This window comes from Vibrio hepatarius (assembly GCF_011806575.1).
Classification (GTDB): Bacteria; Pseudomonadota; Gammaproteobacteria; order Enterobacterales; family Vibrionaceae; genus Vibrio; species Vibrio hepatarius_A.
This window is the reverse complement of the sequence record NZ_JAATOO010000020.1, coordinates 18,493-35,709: the sequence shown is the minus strand read 5'-3', so window position 1 is coordinate 35,709 and position 17,217 is coordinate 18,493. Positions and strand designations below refer to the sequence as shown.

General features: G+C 46.3%; 17 protein-coding genes. 4 read left to right on the top strand and 13 right to left on the bottom strand.

All coding sequences use genetic code 11. The features are described 5' to 3' along the window. Positions 1-25 precede the first annotated feature (25 nt). The 3 genes from fucP to HCZ42_RS15490 form a co-directional block, all read right to left on the bottom strand. Positions 26-1,336: an L-fucose:H+ symporter permease gene (gene fucP, locus HCZ42_RS15500; RefSeq protein WP_167421553.1), complete on the bottom strand. Its 1,311-nt coding sequence runs from the start codon at positions 1,334-1,336 to the stop codon at positions 26-28. A gap of 107 nt (positions 1,337-1,443) precedes the next feature. After that, a complete protein-coding gene (locus HCZ42_RS15495; protein WP_175579528.1) occupies positions 1,444-2,142 on the bottom strand; it encodes a DeoR/GlpR family DNA-binding transcription regulator in 699 nt (232 codons plus the stop codon). Positions 2,143-2,622: 480 nt separating this feature from the next. Next, positions 2,623-3,705: a YkvI family membrane protein gene (locus HCZ42_RS15490; RefSeq protein ID WP_167421551.1), complete on the bottom strand. Its 1,083-nt coding sequence runs from the start codon at positions 3,703-3,705 to the stop codon at positions 2,623-2,625. Between the two features lie 437 nt (positions 3,706-4,142). Here HCZ42_RS15490 and HCZ42_RS15485 point away from each other — a divergent pair, with 437 nt between their 5' ends. After that, complete coding sequence (locus tag HCZ42_RS15485) at positions 4,143-4,292, top strand: hypothetical protein (protein ID WP_053407273.1); 150 nt, start codon at positions 4,143-4,145, stop codon at positions 4,290-4,292. A 31-nt stretch (positions 4,293-4,323) separates the two neighbouring features. Here the strand turns inward: HCZ42_RS15485 and HCZ42_RS15480 are convergent, their stop codons facing one another. The 4 genes from HCZ42_RS15480 to HCZ42_RS15465 all read right to left on the bottom strand — a co-directional run bounded on the left by HCZ42_RS15480 (position 4,324) and on the right by HCZ42_RS15465 (position 9,045). Then, the gene (locus tag HCZ42_RS15480) at positions 4,324-5,721 is read right to left on the bottom strand and encodes a class II fumarate hydratase (RefSeq protein WP_167421550.1); all 1,398 of its coding nucleotides are present in this window, start codon (positions 5,719-5,721) and stop codon (positions 4,324-4,326) included. A 15-nt stretch (positions 5,722-5,736) separates the two neighbouring features. Beyond that, entirely contained in the window at positions 5,737-6,117 is a 381-nt protein-coding gene (locus tag HCZ42_RS15475) for a hypothetical protein (RefSeq protein ID WP_167421549.1), read from the bottom strand. 85 nt (positions 6,118-6,202) lie between these two features. After that, positions 6,203-8,044, bottom strand: a complete 1,842-nt coding sequence (locus tag HCZ42_RS15470) for a putative bifunctional diguanylate cyclase/phosphodiesterase (protein ID WP_167421548.1) — start codon at positions 8,042-8,044, stop codon at positions 6,203-6,205. Between the two features lie 107 nt (positions 8,045-8,151). Further along, on the bottom strand, positions 8,152-9,045 hold the full coding sequence (locus HCZ42_RS15465; protein WP_167421547.1) for a LysR family transcriptional regulator: 894 nt from the start codon (positions 9,043-9,045) through the stop codon (positions 8,152-8,154). Between the two features lie 114 nt (positions 9,046-9,159). Between HCZ42_RS15465 and HCZ42_RS15460 the strand changes: the two genes are divergently transcribed. From HCZ42_RS15460 to HCZ42_RS22050, 3 genes are all read left to right on the top strand, one after another. Beyond that, positions 9,160-10,338, top strand: coding sequence for a multidrug effflux MFS transporter (locus HCZ42_RS15460; protein ID WP_167421546.1), 1,179 nt, complete (start codon positions 9,160-9,162; stop codon positions 10,336-10,338). Between the two features lie 66 nt (positions 10,339-10,404). Continuing rightward, a complete protein-coding gene (locus HCZ42_RS15455; RefSeq protein ID WP_167421545.1) occupies positions 10,405-10,758 on the top strand; it encodes a hypothetical protein in 354 nt (117 codons plus the stop codon). Between the two features lie 76 nt (positions 10,759-10,834). Further along, positions 10,835-10,966 carry a hypothetical protein gene (locus HCZ42_RS22050; RefSeq protein WP_281173324.1) on the top strand — a complete coding sequence of 44 codons (132 nt, stop codon included), beginning with the start codon at positions 10,835-10,837 and terminating at the stop codon, positions 10,964-10,966. A gap of 74 nt (positions 10,967-11,040) precedes the next feature. Here HCZ42_RS22050 and HCZ42_RS15450 read toward each other — a convergent pair whose 3' ends face one another. From HCZ42_RS15450 to norR, 6 genes are all read right to left on the bottom strand, one after another. Continuing rightward, on the bottom strand, positions 11,041-11,664 hold the full coding sequence (locus HCZ42_RS15450; protein WP_167421544.1) for a glutaredoxin domain-containing protein: 624 nt from the start codon (positions 11,662-11,664) through the stop codon (positions 11,041-11,043). Between the two features lie 52 nt (positions 11,665-11,716). Beyond that, positions 11,717-12,607 (bottom strand): DMT family transporter, encoded by an 891-nt coding sequence (locus HCZ42_RS15445; protein WP_167421543.1) that lies wholly within the window; start codon positions 12,605-12,607, stop codon positions 11,717-11,719. 192 nt (positions 12,608-12,799) lie between these two features. Beyond that, positions 12,800-14,137, bottom strand: coding sequence for an MATE family efflux transporter (locus tag HCZ42_RS15440; RefSeq protein ID WP_167421596.1), 1,338 nt, complete (start codon positions 14,135-14,137; stop codon positions 12,800-12,802). A gap of 168 nt (positions 14,138-14,305) precedes the next feature. Then, entirely contained in the window at positions 14,306-14,914 is a 609-nt protein-coding gene (locus tag HCZ42_RS15435) for an HAD family hydrolase (RefSeq protein ID WP_167421542.1), read from the bottom strand. A 23-nt stretch (positions 14,915-14,937) separates the two neighbouring features. Next, complete coding sequence (locus tag HCZ42_RS15430) at positions 14,938-15,297, bottom strand: glutaredoxin family protein (protein ID WP_167421541.1); 360 nt, start codon at positions 15,295-15,297, stop codon at positions 14,938-14,940. A 96-nt stretch (positions 15,298-15,393) separates the two neighbouring features. Next, positions 15,394-16,986, bottom strand: a complete 1,593-nt coding sequence (gene norR / locus HCZ42_RS15425) for a nitric oxide reductase transcriptional regulator NorR (protein ID WP_167421540.1) — start codon at positions 16,984-16,986, stop codon at positions 15,394-15,396. Between the last annotated feature and the right edge of the window lie 231 nt (positions 16,987-17,217).

Sequence of the window (17,217 nt, the reverse complement as noted above, 5' to 3'; positions counted from 1 at the left end):
TCTCTTATTTCACATTAACGTTGGATTATTTTTGGATCTGGTAGCCTTTAAGGCCGAAGTAGACTAGGTAGACGAAACCAATCAGCGGGATGACGAACGCCGCTTGAATGCCCATCGAGTCAGAGAGTTGTCCCATGATGGCGGTCAGTACCGCGCCACCCAGAATCGCCATGATTAAGCAGCTGCCACCGAACTTTGAATCGCTACCAAGGTCGCGTAGAGACAAGCCGAAAATCGTCGGGAACATCAGTGACATACACGCTGAGATACCCACTAGAGCGTAAGCGCCAGTTGTTCCGCCAACAGTCATTAACGTCAGGACAAGCAAGGCGGCGATGAATGCCAGCGCAGCCAGAAGTCTTTCAGGGGCGATGTATTTCATTAGGCCAACACAGATGAAGCGGAACGCGCTAAACACGACAATTGAAGCGAGTAGAAAGTTAGACGCCTCTGCTTCTGAGCCACCGACTTGCGTCATCACGTAGCGAATTGTCCATGACCAACAACCGATCTGCGCGCCGACGTAAAAGAACTGACCGATCACACCGCGTACAAAGTGCTTTTTCTTCATTAGTCGGCCAAACGTTGCGCTCAGTGAGTGGTTTGAACCACCTGTTGGTGCAACTTCGCGAGTATTTGGCATCTTAGTGAAGGCGATCGCTAGCCACACCACGATAATGACAGCGGCAACGGCTAAATAGGGCATCATTACCGCGCTGAGTTCTGCGGTTTGAATTGTGCCAAGTTGCTCAGGTGACATCGCGGCACGCTCTGCATCTGTTGCAGGGTTAAGCTGAGAAAGGATGTAGACTTTACCGATCAGTACACCAGTGATAGAGCCTACTGGGTTAAACGCTTGTGCAATATTGAGTCGACGAGTCGCCGTTGCTTCCGGGCCCATCGCAATGATGTAGGGATTGGCACTGGTTTCTAGAATTGATAGCCCGCCCGCTAATACAAATAGCGCCATCAAGAAGGGTAAGTACTCCATTGCTTGAGCTGCAGGGTAGAAAAGCAATGCACCAGAGGCGAATAAACCTAGCCCGAGTAATACGCCAGCTTTATAGCTATAGCGCTGAATAAATATTGCAGCAGGTAGTGCCAATACAAAATAGGCACCATAAAACGCAGTTTGCACTAGTCCTGATTGCATATCAGTTAAAGTAAATACTTTACGAAATTGTGCGATCAGCACGTCCGTCATATTATTAGCCAGCCCCCAAAGAGCAAAGCAAGAGGTTAGCAAGATAAAAGGAATCAAAATGGATTTAGGGATAACTTCGTTACCACTATTATCCAATCTAATTTCTTTTTCAGGTGATAATGTGTCCGTCATTTTTTATTTCCTTCAGATACAGTTATCCCACTAATAGTTAAATTAGGGATTTTCACGTTATTGGTTTGTGGATTTTATAATGTTAAAAAATAGTATTTATTTATTGTTTATATGTTTGAAATAAGTATGTCTATTTCATCGAAATTGCATATTTTAAGTAGACTCTTTTTCTTGTATTTACTCTTGTCTGCGAGAAGAATAACTTTTCCCGAAACCTCAATGAATGTCCTTTTTATGTCATAGTTGTACTCGTTTGAGTCCCAAACACCATTGAGTTCGTCAAAGCCGTCGCAAGATATGACACATAGGTCAAGCGCCATTTCTGATAGGGTGTTTTTCGCGATCATGCCATAGAACGCTTTGTACTTTTCAGAAAAATGACCACCTAAACTGATGATTGAAATATTCTTTTTACCACACAGTACACTGATATTATTGGTCGAGTTAGTTACCACAGTGCAACGAATATCTGGCATAGATTGCGCGACTAACCAACTGGATGAACTTGCATCCAATCCTATAACCGAACCTTCATAAATATTGGAAATAACTTTATCGACTAAATGTTTTTTATCGACGATGTTGTTATTCGCCCGATTATTAAATGAGGTGCCTTCGTCACGATACTGTTTGCATATTGCGCCGCCATGAACTCGAACAACTTCTCCTTTATTGTCGAGAATTTTTAAATCCCGACGAATAGTTTCGACCGAGACATTAAGTTCTTCGGCTAAGTCGTTGACAGAAACTCGACCAACTTTTCCGATCACTTTTAAAATATGGCTTGCTCGGGTTAATGCTTGCATTAATAAACTACTCATTTATCTCGGATGAACTGAGTATTAATTTAACCCCGTTAAAATACTACGACGGAGATCACAGCAAGTTCTGTTTTGCCCACTTTTGACCGAAATGGTGAATAACTGCGCAAAAAATCGGGCATTTTGTGTGGGAATCGGGCATCAATGTTTGATTTCTTATGAGGTCGGTGCTTGTTAGTCATTTATTAGTGCAAATTGCTTAATGCAACTCATTGCTATTAAGTTTATTGGCGGCCGGATTTAAGGTTGAATTTTAAAGGTATGTGCGTGATGGATTGAACCGAGTAATGAAGTCGGCAGGTCTCTTGTTTGAATTAGGTAGTGGAATATTGCTAAGGAGGATAGATTGACGAAAATACGGAATGATATTGATAGGGTGGTAGGCACCTTTTTAACGCATAACCCCTTTGATATACAAAAGCCGCTGTGAAAACTTTCAGCGGCTTATGTTTACGTTAGATTGAGCTATTTTGTTGCAAATGCTGGCTCTTGAAGCGTCATTTGGTCTTTCTTGAGTTTAAATGGAGCATAGATCAATGCGCCCACTAAGAACAGACCTAAGTAACCAATCAGTGGGTAGAACACCGCAACCAATTGAGTGAAACCTGCAAAGCTCGCAACAAAGCCTACCGCTAGCGTGGCAAAGATAAACTTGTTTGCTTTCGCTGATTTCATCGGTACAAATCGAGCAGCAAATGCGTAGAACATGCTGACCGCAGTATTGAAAATCATACCGAACAAGATGAAGGTCATGAAAGTAGACAACGCAGGCGAAATCATGTCGATGATTTTCAGTAGCGGCATCGGGTAGTTGGCAACCACTTCAATTTGTGAGAACAGCGCAAGGTGGCTCAGTACGATAAGTACGCCAACGCCAGCACCACCTAAAAGACCACCTAATTTTGCCACACGTGGATTAGTCTCAGCGCCGCCCATAACAAGTGCCATCGCCGCTCCCACCGCAAGGTTGAACGAAACGTAGTTCACGGCAGAAATAAACCAATGTGGCAGCGTTGATTCGACGCTTTCAGCGATTGGCGCAAGCGTATCGAAGCTCTTATCCATCGTCGTGATGCTGTATCCGCAAATGACGACCAGCGCTACGATCAGCAGTGGTGTAATGCTACCGATAACGGCAACAACGCGGTCAACATTGAGCATGGCGGTTAAACCAATCAGTACGGTCAACACGATGCTACCCGCGTAGGGTGGCAAGTCGAACTGTTGGTTGAGCAGAGAACCTGCACCAGCGATCATTACCACGCCAACACCGAACAATGTGAAGATAATAACGTAGTCAACGATGATCCCAACCCAGCGTCCGCTGATCTGGTAAATCACTTTCTTATGCGACATGGTTTGAGTTTGTGAACCCAGCATAGTCAGCATCATACCTAGGTAGGCAAAAAGAGCGGTCGCGACGACAGCCGCCGCTGTCCCCCAATGACCAAAACTGGTGAAGTATTGCAGCACCTCTTGTCCGGACGCGAATCCTGCTCCGACGATAATTCCAATAAACGCACTCGCGATTTTAAGAATGTTCCACATGGTAGGCTAATCTCCTTGTCGACTTTTAATCAACTTATGTAGTTATATGTTTTACTTTTTGTAAGGTTTTATAGTTATTGATGTTAAACAATGTCGATATGACGGCAGAATTAGTATCACATCTGTTAATACAAGCGCAGAGAATCTTGATGTATATGTGATCAAAAGTGGCAAGGTTGTTAAAGAAACTTAAAAGTTCTTGAAAATAGAATTTTTACAGGGTATTAACTTCGGCTTTTTTAAATTTACTAAACAACTATTGTTTAGATGATGAATTTATGCCTAATAATTATTATATTTCAATGTCTTACAATTTATTGTGTAGCTGTTCTATATCTAGCATTTAGAAAATTTAAAGGCTTATAAGGTTTGCTCGAAGTGGGGGAAAGGCTTAAAATCGCCGCTCCCAAATCATTTGATCGTAAAGAGGTCGACGAATGAATACCGCTCAAACTGCTGCAATGTCTACAGCAGCGCAGTTGGTTTCACCAAAGCGTGAAGTGTTGGCGAGAGAGATGCTGTCGCTTGCAAAAATGGCATCGACATTAGCCGTGCCATTTTTGTTGGTATCGCTGCTGCTCGTATAGTGCACACCACACAAGGAAGTGTGCCTGTTGTTTAATCGGCTATGCCACCTTTCGCCAGCTGTTCTGGCGCGAGTAAACGTTCCAACTCACTCCTTGTTAGACTGGTTTCTTCTTCGGCGACATCAATAATCGCTCGTCCTTCTTTGTACGCTTTCTTGGCAATGTCTGCGGCTTTCAAGTACCCAATCACCGGATTTAACGCAGTCACCAAAATAGGGTTGCGTGCCAATGTTCGCTCAAGATTATCTTCTCTGACCGTGAAGCTGCTGATCGCCTTATCAGCCATGGCGCGCGCGCTGTTGGCGAGTAATTCGATACTCTCGATAATGTTATGAGCGATCACAGGGAGCATCACGTTAAGTTGGAAGTTACCAGATTGGCCAGCGATGGTAATGGTGGTGTCATTACCAATGACTTGCGCCGCAGCCATCGCGGTGGCCTCTGGGATCACTGGGTTAACTTTACCTGGCATGATAGATGAGCCCGGCTGAAGCCCTTGCAGCTCTATTTCACCAATCCCAGCCAGTGGTCCGGAGTTCATCCAGCGTAGATCGTTGGCGATTTTCATCAAGGCGACTGCGGCGGTCTTTAATTGACCGGAGAGGGCCACAGTGGCGTCTTGGCTGCTCAGGTTGTAAAAGAAGTTCTCGCTGGCGCTGAATTGAATGTTCGTCGCTTGAGAGAGGTTATCCGCAAACAATCGAGCAAACTTTTCATCAGCGTTGATGCCTGTGCCAACTGCAGTGCCACCTTGAGCCAGCGCTTTGACTGCGGGAAGCGTAGCTTGAATACCTTTTTGTGCTTGCTCGATCTGGAATTGCCAACCGCCCAGTTCTTGGTCGAATGTGACTGGCATAGCGTCCATCAGGTGGGTGCGTCCGGTTTTGACAATGTGCCCGATTTGCTGGCGCTTTGAATGCAGGCTAGTGATCAAATGACTTAGCGCGGGCAGTAGCTGGTTTTCTATCGCCATAACCGAACTGATTTGAATCGCGGTCGGGACAACATCGTTGCTGCTTTGCCCCATATTGACGTGATCATTTGGGCTAACGTCACCACCAAGCAATTCACTGGCGAGCGTAGCAATCACTTCATTGGCATTCATGTTAGAACTGGTTCCTGAACCAGTTTGAAACACGTCAATTGGGAACTGATCTCGGTGCTGACCATTGATGATGGCTTGCGCGGCGTCGGCAATCGCGTTGGCAATGTCCCCTTCAAGGTGGCCAAGCTGTGCGTTGGTCAGTGCCGCGGTTTGTTTGATGTAGGCTAGTGCTTGCACAAATCCATCTGGCATGGTGTGACGACTAAAATGGAAGTTGTCGACCGCCCGTTGGGTTTGCGCTTGGTAAAGTGCGTCAGATGGGACTTTGACTTCCCCCATACTGTCTTTTTCAATTCGGTAAGGTTGGTTGGCTGATTGGGTCATGACTGTACCTTTTGCTTAATCTAGCGGCGCTTGAACACGCTGTAATTGTTGTTGTAAAAGTAATAATTTGATGTCGCCGTCTTCCCACTGGTCGTAATGGCGTTTTAAACACAGTAACGGGGTATGAATAGAGTCTAGACACAGACGACGAAAAATTCGGCTGCGTTGCGGGTCTTGGATCGCGTCGAGCAAATGGAAGTAAAGCTGACGGAGAAACAGTTCATAGAGCAGAGGGTTTTCGTCTCTCGCCCCGCGCTCGTAACTGGATGCGAGTGCGAGTGTCCAATGAATGTACTCTTGAATCACATCGGGTTCGAATCCACACGCGGTGGGGGTATCCAAAAACCTATCTCTGGCTTTGAATAAGCCATTGTATAGCGGTTGTGTTCTATCCATGTCGTTCGGTGGTTTATTTGTGGTAATGATAATTATTATCAACTAAATACAAATAAATCAACCTTTACGAATCATGGATAGATTGTTACCCATTAGAGACTTGAGAGTCGATGTTGGTCAGCGCTTTGATGCCCTCAACCAACTCTTCTGGCTCCTTAGGCGTAGAAAAATAGAAACCTTGAATCTTTTTACAGCCCATTGAATAGAGCTTTTGAAGCGCTTCTTCGCTCTCGACACCTTCCGCGATCAAGCTGACATGTAGCTTATTGGCCAGTTGAATAATTAGCCACACGACACTCTCCGAGCTTTCGTTGGAGAGCATATTTCGAACAAAAGTAGCATCAATTTTAATACAATCAATCGGATAGGTATGGATGTAGTTGAGACTCGAGTAGCCTGTCCCAAAGTCATCCAAAGCGATGCTAAAGCCAAGCAGTCTGAGCTTATCCAGTGTGGTTTTGACTTCGTTGATTCGTGACAGCAATACTGTCTCGGTCATTTCGATGGTGAAATCTTCGGCATTAAAACCGTATTTACCCAAGGTATGGAGAAGGTGCTGAACATAGCGATTGGCATTATTAATCTCGTGTGCCGAGCAGTTAATCCCGAGTCTGACACGATAGCCTAACCCATGCTCCAGCTTTATTTTTGCTTGGCAGGCGAGCTCGATAATACGTTCACCGAGTTCGATGATCAGGCCAGATTGTTCTGCCGCTTCAATGAATTCAAGCGGCGAGATAGCGCCCAGCACATCACTGTTCCAACGCGCGAGAATCTCAAAGTAGTCCCACTGTGGTTTTCCTTGAGCAACAATAGGTTGGGCAACCACGTATATCTCACTGTGTTCAATATCTTTGTCCAACTCGCTTCGCAGCGCGTCAATGACGATCGCGCGTCGGTAGTATTGAGCACTTAGATGAGTGTCGTAGCATTGAATCGACGTCTGACGTGACTGCTTACACTCTTTCAACGCCAAACTCGCGTTAAGAATGATTTGATCCGCTGTCAGGCTGTTAGAGTTGTTTCTTGCTAAGCCAATACTGACGGAGACTTTGATGTTACGCGCGGGGTCTTGGTAGCCACTTGATACCTTCTCGACAATCTGGCGGCAGATTTCAAATGGGTCACCTGTGAGTGAAATAAACGCGAACTCATCACCAGCGATGCGAAACGCGAGTTGCCGGTCTTCAATGCATTCTTCGATAGAGCGGGCTACAAACTTGATGATTTGGTCGCCGATATAACTGCCGTATAAGTCGTTGATCGATTTGAAATTATCAATATCAATGTAGGCGAGGGTAAACGGCTGCTTGCTCAATTCGGTGAGAGTTTCCAATTTGTCAGCTAAGAAGCTGCGGTTTAGTAAACCGGTTAGGTTGTCGTGGGAAACTTCAAAACTAAGCTGCTCAACCAAGCTTTCTGACTGAGCTGAAAGCCATTTGGAGCGTAAGCTGTGCACCACCACTTTGGCAAAGAGCTTGTGGTAGTAAATTAAATCTTCGCTATCAGAGAGTTGGCTGGTAAACGAAGAGAGTAAAACACCAAGCACGTTTCCGGATGCGGAGCGCAATGGAATACCAAGGTAAGACTCAACCCCAGCTTGTTTTAAATTGGTGTCATCTGGAAATGTGTCACTCACTCCACCTTTGTAAAGTACATAATCGAGTTGGGATTTGCTTACCGTCGAGCAAGGCGTACCGTATAGCTCGTACTCGGCGGGAGACTGGAGCTGGTTATCACACGCGAAAGAGAGCGTTTTGGCGTTGGAGCGAAAACGGTTAATTTCGACAATGCAGGTGCAGTGTGATCCAAAATGCCTATGCAGCAATAAGGTGGCGTTATCGAGTAACTCACTTCCATCTAAACACAGCGTTTTATAGACGACATCGATATCAATCGGCGACGTTGGTATTGTTTTCCTAGCCATATTGGGAACCTATAGATGGCAAAAAAGCCATATGTTATTAGTCTTGGTTCTTCTTAAATATGGTACAGGACACATAAATAGGCAACTTGAAAATGTTAAATGTTTGTTTAATTCTCTTGCATTGCTTCCCGCTCTAGGCGTTGTTTAAGGTAGTCGAGGAACAATTGTGTGCGCGTGTGTTGGTAGTCCAGTTTCGGATAGTAGGCGTATACCGTCGCTTCATCAGCTGTGATATCGGGCAGTATACGTTTTAATGTCCCAGTTTTGAGTTCATCTTTGATCATCACGTCGGTACTTAGCAAAATACCCATGCCGTTTTTCGCTGCATAAAACAGTGCTTCCGGATTGGTGGTCGCAAAGTTTCCAGAAACCGCGATACGTTGACCTTTTGAAAGTTTGATGTCGCGATGTGGCCTCTCTCCCCATATCAGCATGTTGTGTTGTTTCAATTCGTTGGTATCGCTCGGTTCGCCAAATCTCTTGATGTAACTTGGTGACGCATAAAAACCTGCTTTGTGCTCAAACAGTGGGGACGCTTTAAAACTGAGTGAATTGAGCTGCTCTAACTCTCGGCTGATAAACAGATCTAAGCTGAGTTCAGGCAACTGCCCAGGCGTTGTGGTGGTCAACTGGATACGAATGTCCGGATACATTTGCAGAAAATCATTCAGGTATTGCACCAAAAACTTAGAACCGACCGCCAGAGTCGCCCCGATTTTGAGTAACCCTGCGGGCGTTTCGCTGACCGAGCGAGTCTCATCGACAATCGACTGCCAGCCTTCAATCTGCACTTTGGCACGTTCGTAGAACAGGGCGCCAGCTTCTGTTTGGGTGACGGTTCGCGTAGTACGCTTCAATAACTGCACGCCGATTCGTTCTTCCAGCCAGTGAATACGTTTACTGATCGCAGAGCTGGTGGTATTCATTTTACGCGCGGCACCGTTAAAACTGCCTTCGTCGACGACTCGAATGTAGCTGTGCACACTTTGAAGCCAATCCATAAACCTAACCTTATTCTTTCTTTGTGGGAACTAATCAGTTTCCATCAGTGAGTATTATCTTTCTTCAGTACCTAATTTACACTGGTTTGTAATGTGCTTAAAGAAGGAGATGCAATGAAAAAGACCCCAATGTTGCTTGCGATGATGATCATTGCCACCGGTCAGGTTGGTGTGAGCATTTACTTGCCTTCTTTGCCATTGATCAGCCAATCTCTTAACGCAAGCCAAGCCGACGTTCAACTCTTAGTGACTTTATTTCTGGTCGGCTTTGGTGCGTCGCAGCTGTTTTACGGTCCGCTATCTGATGCGATTGGTCGACGCCCAGTGTTTATTGTCGGTCAGGGCGTTTACTTGCTAGGTACGGTGATGTGTTTGTTACTCTCACACAGCTTAACCGGATTGATTTTAGGACGCTTGCTACAAGGTTTAGGTGCAGGTAGTGCGTCTGTGTTGGGGCGAAGCGTATTGCGTGATAGCTATGACGGCGTGCAACTCACCAAAGCACTGTCGTATATTTCCGTAACAGCGTCGATTATGCCGATATTAGCGCCAGTATTTGGCGGTTGGATGGCGTTTTATCTTGGCTGGCAAGCGGTGTTTATGTTTGTACTGCTTTACCTAGCGGCGATTTTTACCCTTGGGTACTTTGTGTTGCCTGAAACCAACAGCTATGGAAAACGTCGTTTTGAACCCATTGAAGTGGTTAAAAACTACGGTCGGCTGATCACCAACAAACAGGTGTTATCGAGCGCCAGCTACAACTGGATTAGCTATTTAACCAGTTTGGTGTCGTTGTCAGTGATGCCGTTTATTTTGCAACATCGTCTTGGTTTAACCGCAGCTGAATATGGCTCTGTGATGATCATTCCTTCTGCAGGTTTGATGATCGGTAGTGTGTCGCTGAATGTTTTGAATCGGTATATGTCGACGAAGCAGTTGCTGAGGCTAGCGATTTTTCTGATGTCATTTGCTGGTGTATGGCTGTTGGTGACAGAGGTGACGCTGTTTAATCTGATTTGGGCGTTTACCTGTTTGACCATTGCGCAAGGGCTATCTTTTCCACTATCGACCAGCATGTTGTTAGAGCCGCATAAACGCCAAGCTGGGGCCGTATCTGCACTTTCGGGATCGATTCAAATGTGCTTGGCGGGACTTTTCGGTGGCTATCTGGTGGAGCACTGGATACAGAGCCAATTTGCGATTGGTGTGTTTTATTTGATTGCTGCGAGTCTTATGGCATTTGTGCTACTGCTGTCGCGCAGTAAGACAATGATGCAGCGAGAGTTTGCTTGAAAGCCCTTAGGCGACTGATACAATGCACAGAGTAAAACTCTCCATTTATCCATTGAGGTTGTCACCATGGACCAGAAAGAATTCGAACTGCTCGTAAAATCACTATGCGAAAAGCCAAGCCTACCTGAAGCGTTAGAACTATTAAAAGCGAGTGAAGATGAAGACGTTGCCGAAGCGGCGCAGTCTCTGACTGGTCAGTTTGCTTTGGCAGAAGTGGACGGTGAGAAACGCATCTATCACGTGACAGTGCAAGAAAATGAGCAGGGTGAAGAGCAAGAATTCATCGAGCACGTAATGAATGAAGGTGACGATGTGATTCGTTTTGTCGCTTGGTTCTTTGACGCAATGTTCGAAGTAAAGCGCAAGGACACGTATCAAGCGGCTGGTAAGACGTATCAGCAACCGAAACGCGCAAAATAATGTGATTTAGATCTTGTTTTTGTTTTGTTTGTGATTAAAATCACGCTTCCGATATCGACTTATCGAGGAGATAACCATGAATCACGAACTAGGCAATGCATATTTAGGTCAGCTAATCGCGAAACAAGCGATGTATGAAGCGATGAACAAGCCTAAAGCGAAAAAAGCGTCGTTCTTCAAACGTATGATGAAGAAGATGGCGAAGTAAGCGCTGAAATGGAATTTAAAACAAAGCCCCGCAATGCGGGGCTTTGTTCTTATTATATAAAGGGGAGCGTTGTCTTAACTTCCAGTGCTTTGATTCTCACCCAAGTTGACAACATTATCTGGCACTTGGTTAAGTCCCTTATCGGCCAACCACGCTTCCAAGTTATCACACCCACCAATGTACTGACCGTCTAGCCAGATTTGCGGCACAGTGACCGGCGTTTTCTCGCCAATGATCGCTTTGGCTTCAGGGATCATTCTGTACAGTGCTGCGCTCTCTTTCACCACGTCATGGTATCGATAATCGATACCTGCGTCGCTTAACAAGCGCTTGGCTTTAACACAGTAAGGGCAGGTTGCTTTACCAAAAACGATGTTGCCTCTGAGCGTATCGCGCTTAGTCCATTGCTGAATAACAGATTGAACTAACACGCCACGGTTGAGTGCTTCGCCCTGGCTGATCACTTTGCCTTCCACCATGATAATCGGCGCGTGCCACGCACCAACTTTAAGTGGTTCCCACCAGTTTGAAAGCCAGTCTTTTACTTCCAGTTGAATCGGAATACCTGACAACTCAGTGTCGAAGGTATCCTGTAGTATATCTTTAGTCAGCGTACATTCACCGCATGGGATCTTGATGCTAAACGGTCCCCAACTGCCAGCCCAACGGTAAAGTGTAATTTTGATTGGATCTGTCATGGATATCTCTCTTGTCTCTACCTTTCCATAATAGAAAGATATAGGCGATATTTTATTTCAGCTGCCTAGATTTTTTTGTTTCCCATTGGGTAATAAAAGCCACTGAAACGATGATGATCGCTGCACCTAACCACAAACGACCTGGTGGAACCCAACTAAAGACAACCCAACCAGCCAGCACGTTTAGTGGCAGTTTTGCATGGTCAAACGGTTGAACAAACGACGCGTCGGCAACCGAGTAAGCTTTCACTATCGCCCATTGAGCCAGCGCGGTAAACGCGCCTGCTGCAATTAAGACTGTCCAGATGATTGTACCTGACGGCATTTGCCATTCGGGTAGCGCGAGTAAAATGTTGAACGGCGTGATCAAAACTAGCAGGTAAACTACCATGGTTGAAGGTGAATCATCAGAAGACAGTTTCTTTACCATCAATGAGTAACACGCCCAGAAGAACGCAGCACCCACGGGCAGCAGCGACGCCCAACTAAAATCATCCGCCCAGGGCTCAAGAATGATCATCGCTCCAACAAAACCGGTGAGAGTCGCCATCCAACGCGCGACCCCGACGTTTTCTTTGAGGATCAAACCCGAACCAATCGTGGCGAACAGCGGTGATGTCATCAGCAACGCGATGCCTTGCCAAATCGGCACAGGGTAAGCAAGTGCCCAAAGCCAAAGCTGAATACCGATAACCGAGAGAAAAACACGGAATATGTGCATCCCTAAATGTTCAGTGCGCAGTGATTTTCTGATCCCGAGCGTTTTTAAGTACGGCAGAATTACGATCAACGCAATGCCATATTGAATCAGTGCGACTGTTGTTGAGGATAAGCCGAAATTGATGCTTGCGATCTGAGCTAAGCTGTTCACAATCGCGAACGCTAGACCCGCGGTTAGCATCCAGCTCGCGCCTTGAATAGGGTGGTGGGCTTTGGTTGTCATAATATTGGTTAGAGAAAAATCGTAGCCAGAATCATACGTGTTTATGATAAGAACGTCATCTAACTATGTTGTTGTTGATATTCAAAAAACTTGTATTTAATGTCGAAAAATCAGGCTTAATAGCCGAAAGACATAAAAATGGCCACTTATTTGATTAAGCGGCCATTTCTGATTGTGTTTGAAGGATTGTGTTTACTGGCGCGCTAAGCGGTCTTCGACTTGTCTCAATGCTTGCTGGTAAGTAAACCAAGCGCTGACACCCGCCAAGATGTTGCCGCAGAAAGCGCCCCAGAATAGACCTTGTAATCCACCCAATTGAGCACCCAACCACAAACACGGTAAGAAGAATGCAAATAGGCGCAACGCTGAGATGGTTAAAGCGGTATACGCTTTGCCTAGCGCGTTGGAGATCGAGACCATCAGCATACAGATTCCAAGTGGCCCCAAGCTAAATGGCACGATAAGCAAGTGCCAGCTCAGAATGTCAGTCACGTTTTGTTCACTGGTCATCAGAGCCGCAAGCGGTTTGGCTGAGAGCCAAGTGATGGCCGCGATGAGTAGTTGGAAACCGAGAATAAACTTCACTGCGATGATCACCAGCTTGCGAATGTCCTCAAGCCTACTTGCGCCAAGCAGTCGCCCGACCATCGGTGGCATCGACATGGTCAACGCCAATACCGATACAATGGCAAAGAACTCATAACGAGAGCCTACAGCCCAAGCTGCCACTGCTGCAGTACCAAAGCTTGCTAACAGTTTAGTCGCAAGCATGGATGACAACGGCGGAAGCAATTGACTGATCATTGCCGGCCCCATGATATTGGCGATGGAACGAATACTTTTGGCGACGTTGAGATCACTCCAGTCAAAGTTGAGCCAATGTTTGCGAGTCACTTTAGGTGCGACCACCAAAATACCAAAGCCGAATGAGAGAATCGTCGCGATTGCCGCACCGTTGATGCCCAAATCCAAAGTAAAAATGAAAATCGGGTCGAGCACCAAGTTGAGCAGACTGGTCACCATCATCATTGTGCCCGGTAGCATGGTGTTACCGTTTGAGCGGCAAATGCTATAAAAGAAATACAACATTGCGCCTACCCATGCACTGGCAAGCCAGAACATCCAATAGGTATCGATGATAGGCAGCACGCTATCTGGTGCGCTCAGCAGAAGTAAGATTGGCTCGCGAACCAGGTACAGTAACACCGCAATCGCGGCGACACCGACACCGCCCATAGTGACAATTAAGCCACCCAGTTGTTGCGCGTATCGCTCTTGTCCAGCGCCCAGTGCTTTGGAAATTACCGCTGTGGTTGCGATCCCCAAGCCAACCTGAATGCCGATGATTATCATCTGAATCGGCAGGGTAAAGCCTTGTGCCGCCAACGGCAGCACACCTAACTGACCGATAAACGCACTATCTACCAGTTGAAAGCTCATCAGTGACAGTACGCCAAACAGCATTGGCCACGTCATTTGAAACAGCTGTTTCCCCAAAGAGGGCGAAGAATCTTGCGTTGTAGAAGTCATAACCATATAAATGTTGAGACCTTTAGGTCGAATGAGAAGACAAGCCGAGGCATACTAGCCTCGGCCTGAATATGAGTAAACCTTACATCGTTACTCATGTCTGCTTTTTCAAGTCTAAGTGATGTATTAAGTTTGTCTGATGACAGAGCTCTGCTTTTGACATCACCCCTATATGTGCTGAGTCATAATCTCTTCGAGATCATGAAGGTGTTCAACCACCAAAGACGCCTGATTGCTAAACGGAACTTTTTTACCATGCGTGACCAAACAAGAAGGCATGTCGGCGTTGAACGCGGCTTGTAAGTCGTAAAGGAAATCGCCGACATACAGGATCTGATGGTGTTGGAGTTGCCACTCCTGAGCTAACGCCAGTAACGAGTCTGGTGATGGCTTGGGTGGGAAATGTTCACGAGTGATAACTCGTGGGATATTGAGTCGATTATGCGCGATTTTCTGTTGTGTCGCCTCAGCGCAGTTTCTGGTGATGACGGCGGTTAAAAGACGTTTGCGCTGAATAAAATCGAGTAGAGATAGACAACCTGGCATCGGGTGAGAAGTGCGAGCATCATTCAGTTCATGCTCTAATATAACCGAATGCGCTTTCTCGCGCGCTTGTTGGCATTCCAGTTGTTCAACATAAGAGAGCAAATCGCTGCTCAAGGGGCATCCTAGTTGCTCTCTTAACCAAGTGAAGTCCATGTCAGACGTGACCAATGTATTATCCAAATCAAACACAATCGCTTTGAGATGGCTGATATTTAACGGCACGTATGACATAGGCAATCCTTGTTGTTATGCGGTTAGGCGAACTCTTTCTCTAGGTACGCGACGATATCTGAAGACTCGTACATCCATTCAACCTTGCCTTGTTTCTCGATTCTCAGGCACGGTACTTTAACTTTACCGCCGCCCGCTTCCAGCTCACCACGGTGTTGCTGATTGTTCTTCGCATCGCGCAGTTCAAAATTGACCGATTGACGCTTCATTGAGCGACGCACCTTTACGCAAAAAGGGCACGCTTCGAACTGATAAAGGGCGAGCCCTTGTGCTTTCTGATTAACGGCTTGTTGAGCATCTGGTGTGCGTTTCACACCACGTGGTGAAAAGATAAAGTTGAGTAGCAGTATTACGCGACCCAAGAACCAACGAATAAACTTCATAGTGTTCCTTTAGTTAACGATGATTGAAGGCTAAGTAGCTGGGTCAGCACGATTGGCTTCCCAGCTTTATGTGACGCATTGTAACCAAGTTGTAACTCAGAGTGTACTAATCTTATGGCTCTTTGTAACAGTGATCCCTAAGCGTTTGGCGAGTCGAGTGAGGTTAGCTCGGTCTGTTTTGAGCTCTCTAGCAGTTTGAGCCCAATTGAAATCAGATTCGGTCAGCGCCGTGGTGATGAGTGTTCTTTGGTAATCTTCGGTCGCTTCCCTGAGCCCTTTTGACCAGTCTATCGTGGGCATAGAAACGTCAGTGCGGCGAGTTGAAGACGCGTCGTTCATTTCTTCCAGCGGTTGAAGCTCACCAATATCATCGGAAGAGACGGTGATCAGCTTGCCATTGACGCCACGAGCCCGTGCTTTTAATGCGGCACGATTGATCACATGTTCCAGCTCTCGCACGTTACCCGGCCAGTTGTAGCGACTGAGTTTACTGCGAGCTTCTTTGCCAAGCTTGATCTGCAAAATACCAAGTTTACGCCTTGCTTGTTCGAGGAAGTAACCGGCCAATAGCGCCACATCGCCTTCGCGTTGTCTTAGCGGGGGAACGTCAATCGGATAGACACTCAGACGGTGATAAAGGTCTGAACGAAAACGACCTTCTGCCACTTCTTGTTTCAAGTCTCGATTGGTCGCTGCGAGCACACGTACATCAATGTTTTCGACTTTATCTTGCCCGACGGGTTGAATCTCGTTGTTTTGTAATGCGCGTAGGATTTTACTTTGTGCCGCGAGTGGCAATTCACCAATTTCATCAAGAAATAGTGTCCCGCCGTCTGCCAAGGCAAACTTACCCATACGTGTTTTATCCGCGCCAGTGAACGCTCCTTTTACGTGACCAAACAGCTCACTCTCAACCAAGTTCTCTGGGATTGCGGCACAGTTGACGTAAACCAGCGGCTGTTTGCGGCGGTTAGATTGGTGGTGAATACTACGCGCGACCAGCTCTTTACCGACGCCAGTTTCGCCATGAATCAAGATATTGAAATTCGACGGTGCGACCACTTCGATATCGGCTTTGAGCATTTGCATCGAAATACTCGAACCGACAATTTCACCGCCGTCGCGCTCCCAGGCTTCCTCATTGAGTTCTTCAAAGCGCTGTTGGGTCTGTTTTGCCTGCTGCTCCAACTGGCTGACGGTAAACGCAACCTTAAGTGTTGATGCAGCAATAGCCGAAAGCGCGTCGAGACTACGTGTCGGTATATCGCTAAACAAGTCTGGTGTCAGGCTGTCTAACGTCAGCACGCCGAGCAACTTGTCGGCGTATATAAGAGGTAACCCCATGCAAGAATGCATCGGCAGATCGCCATCGTAGTCGAGCAACAAGTTGTCAAACGGATCGGGTAAGTCGCTGTCTGAGTCAAAACGTACCGCGGTCTTTGACTCGCAAATCGCTTTAAATCTTGGGTGCTCATCGACTTTGAATCGACGTCCCATCGTATCTCGGGTGAGCCCCTGCATAGCGAGCGGGACAAGCGTGTCGCCTTGCAATGAGAGTAGGGCAACGCAGTCACATTGAATGGCTTTTCGGATGGCATCGAGCAGTTTGTTAAATCGTTCGTAGTCATTATCACCAGCGGCTAAACCTATCGTCATATCGATTAAGGTTGAGACTGAAATATCTTGCATAACAAAACCAAGTGCTTGTTTTGTGGTTGTTTTCCGCTTGCACAGTCAGTAACCACACAGTGTGAGTAATATCGTTATTCTAGAGTCATTTTGACATAAGTAAAGTGAGTCGAAATGACATAAAGTTTTGGTGAGAGCTCTGGTAAGTGCTGGTTCTATTGGGCGAAGACGAGTTGGCATCAATCGTGCTCTATCAGCAGCGAGAAAAAAATTATTACTACTACAATGATT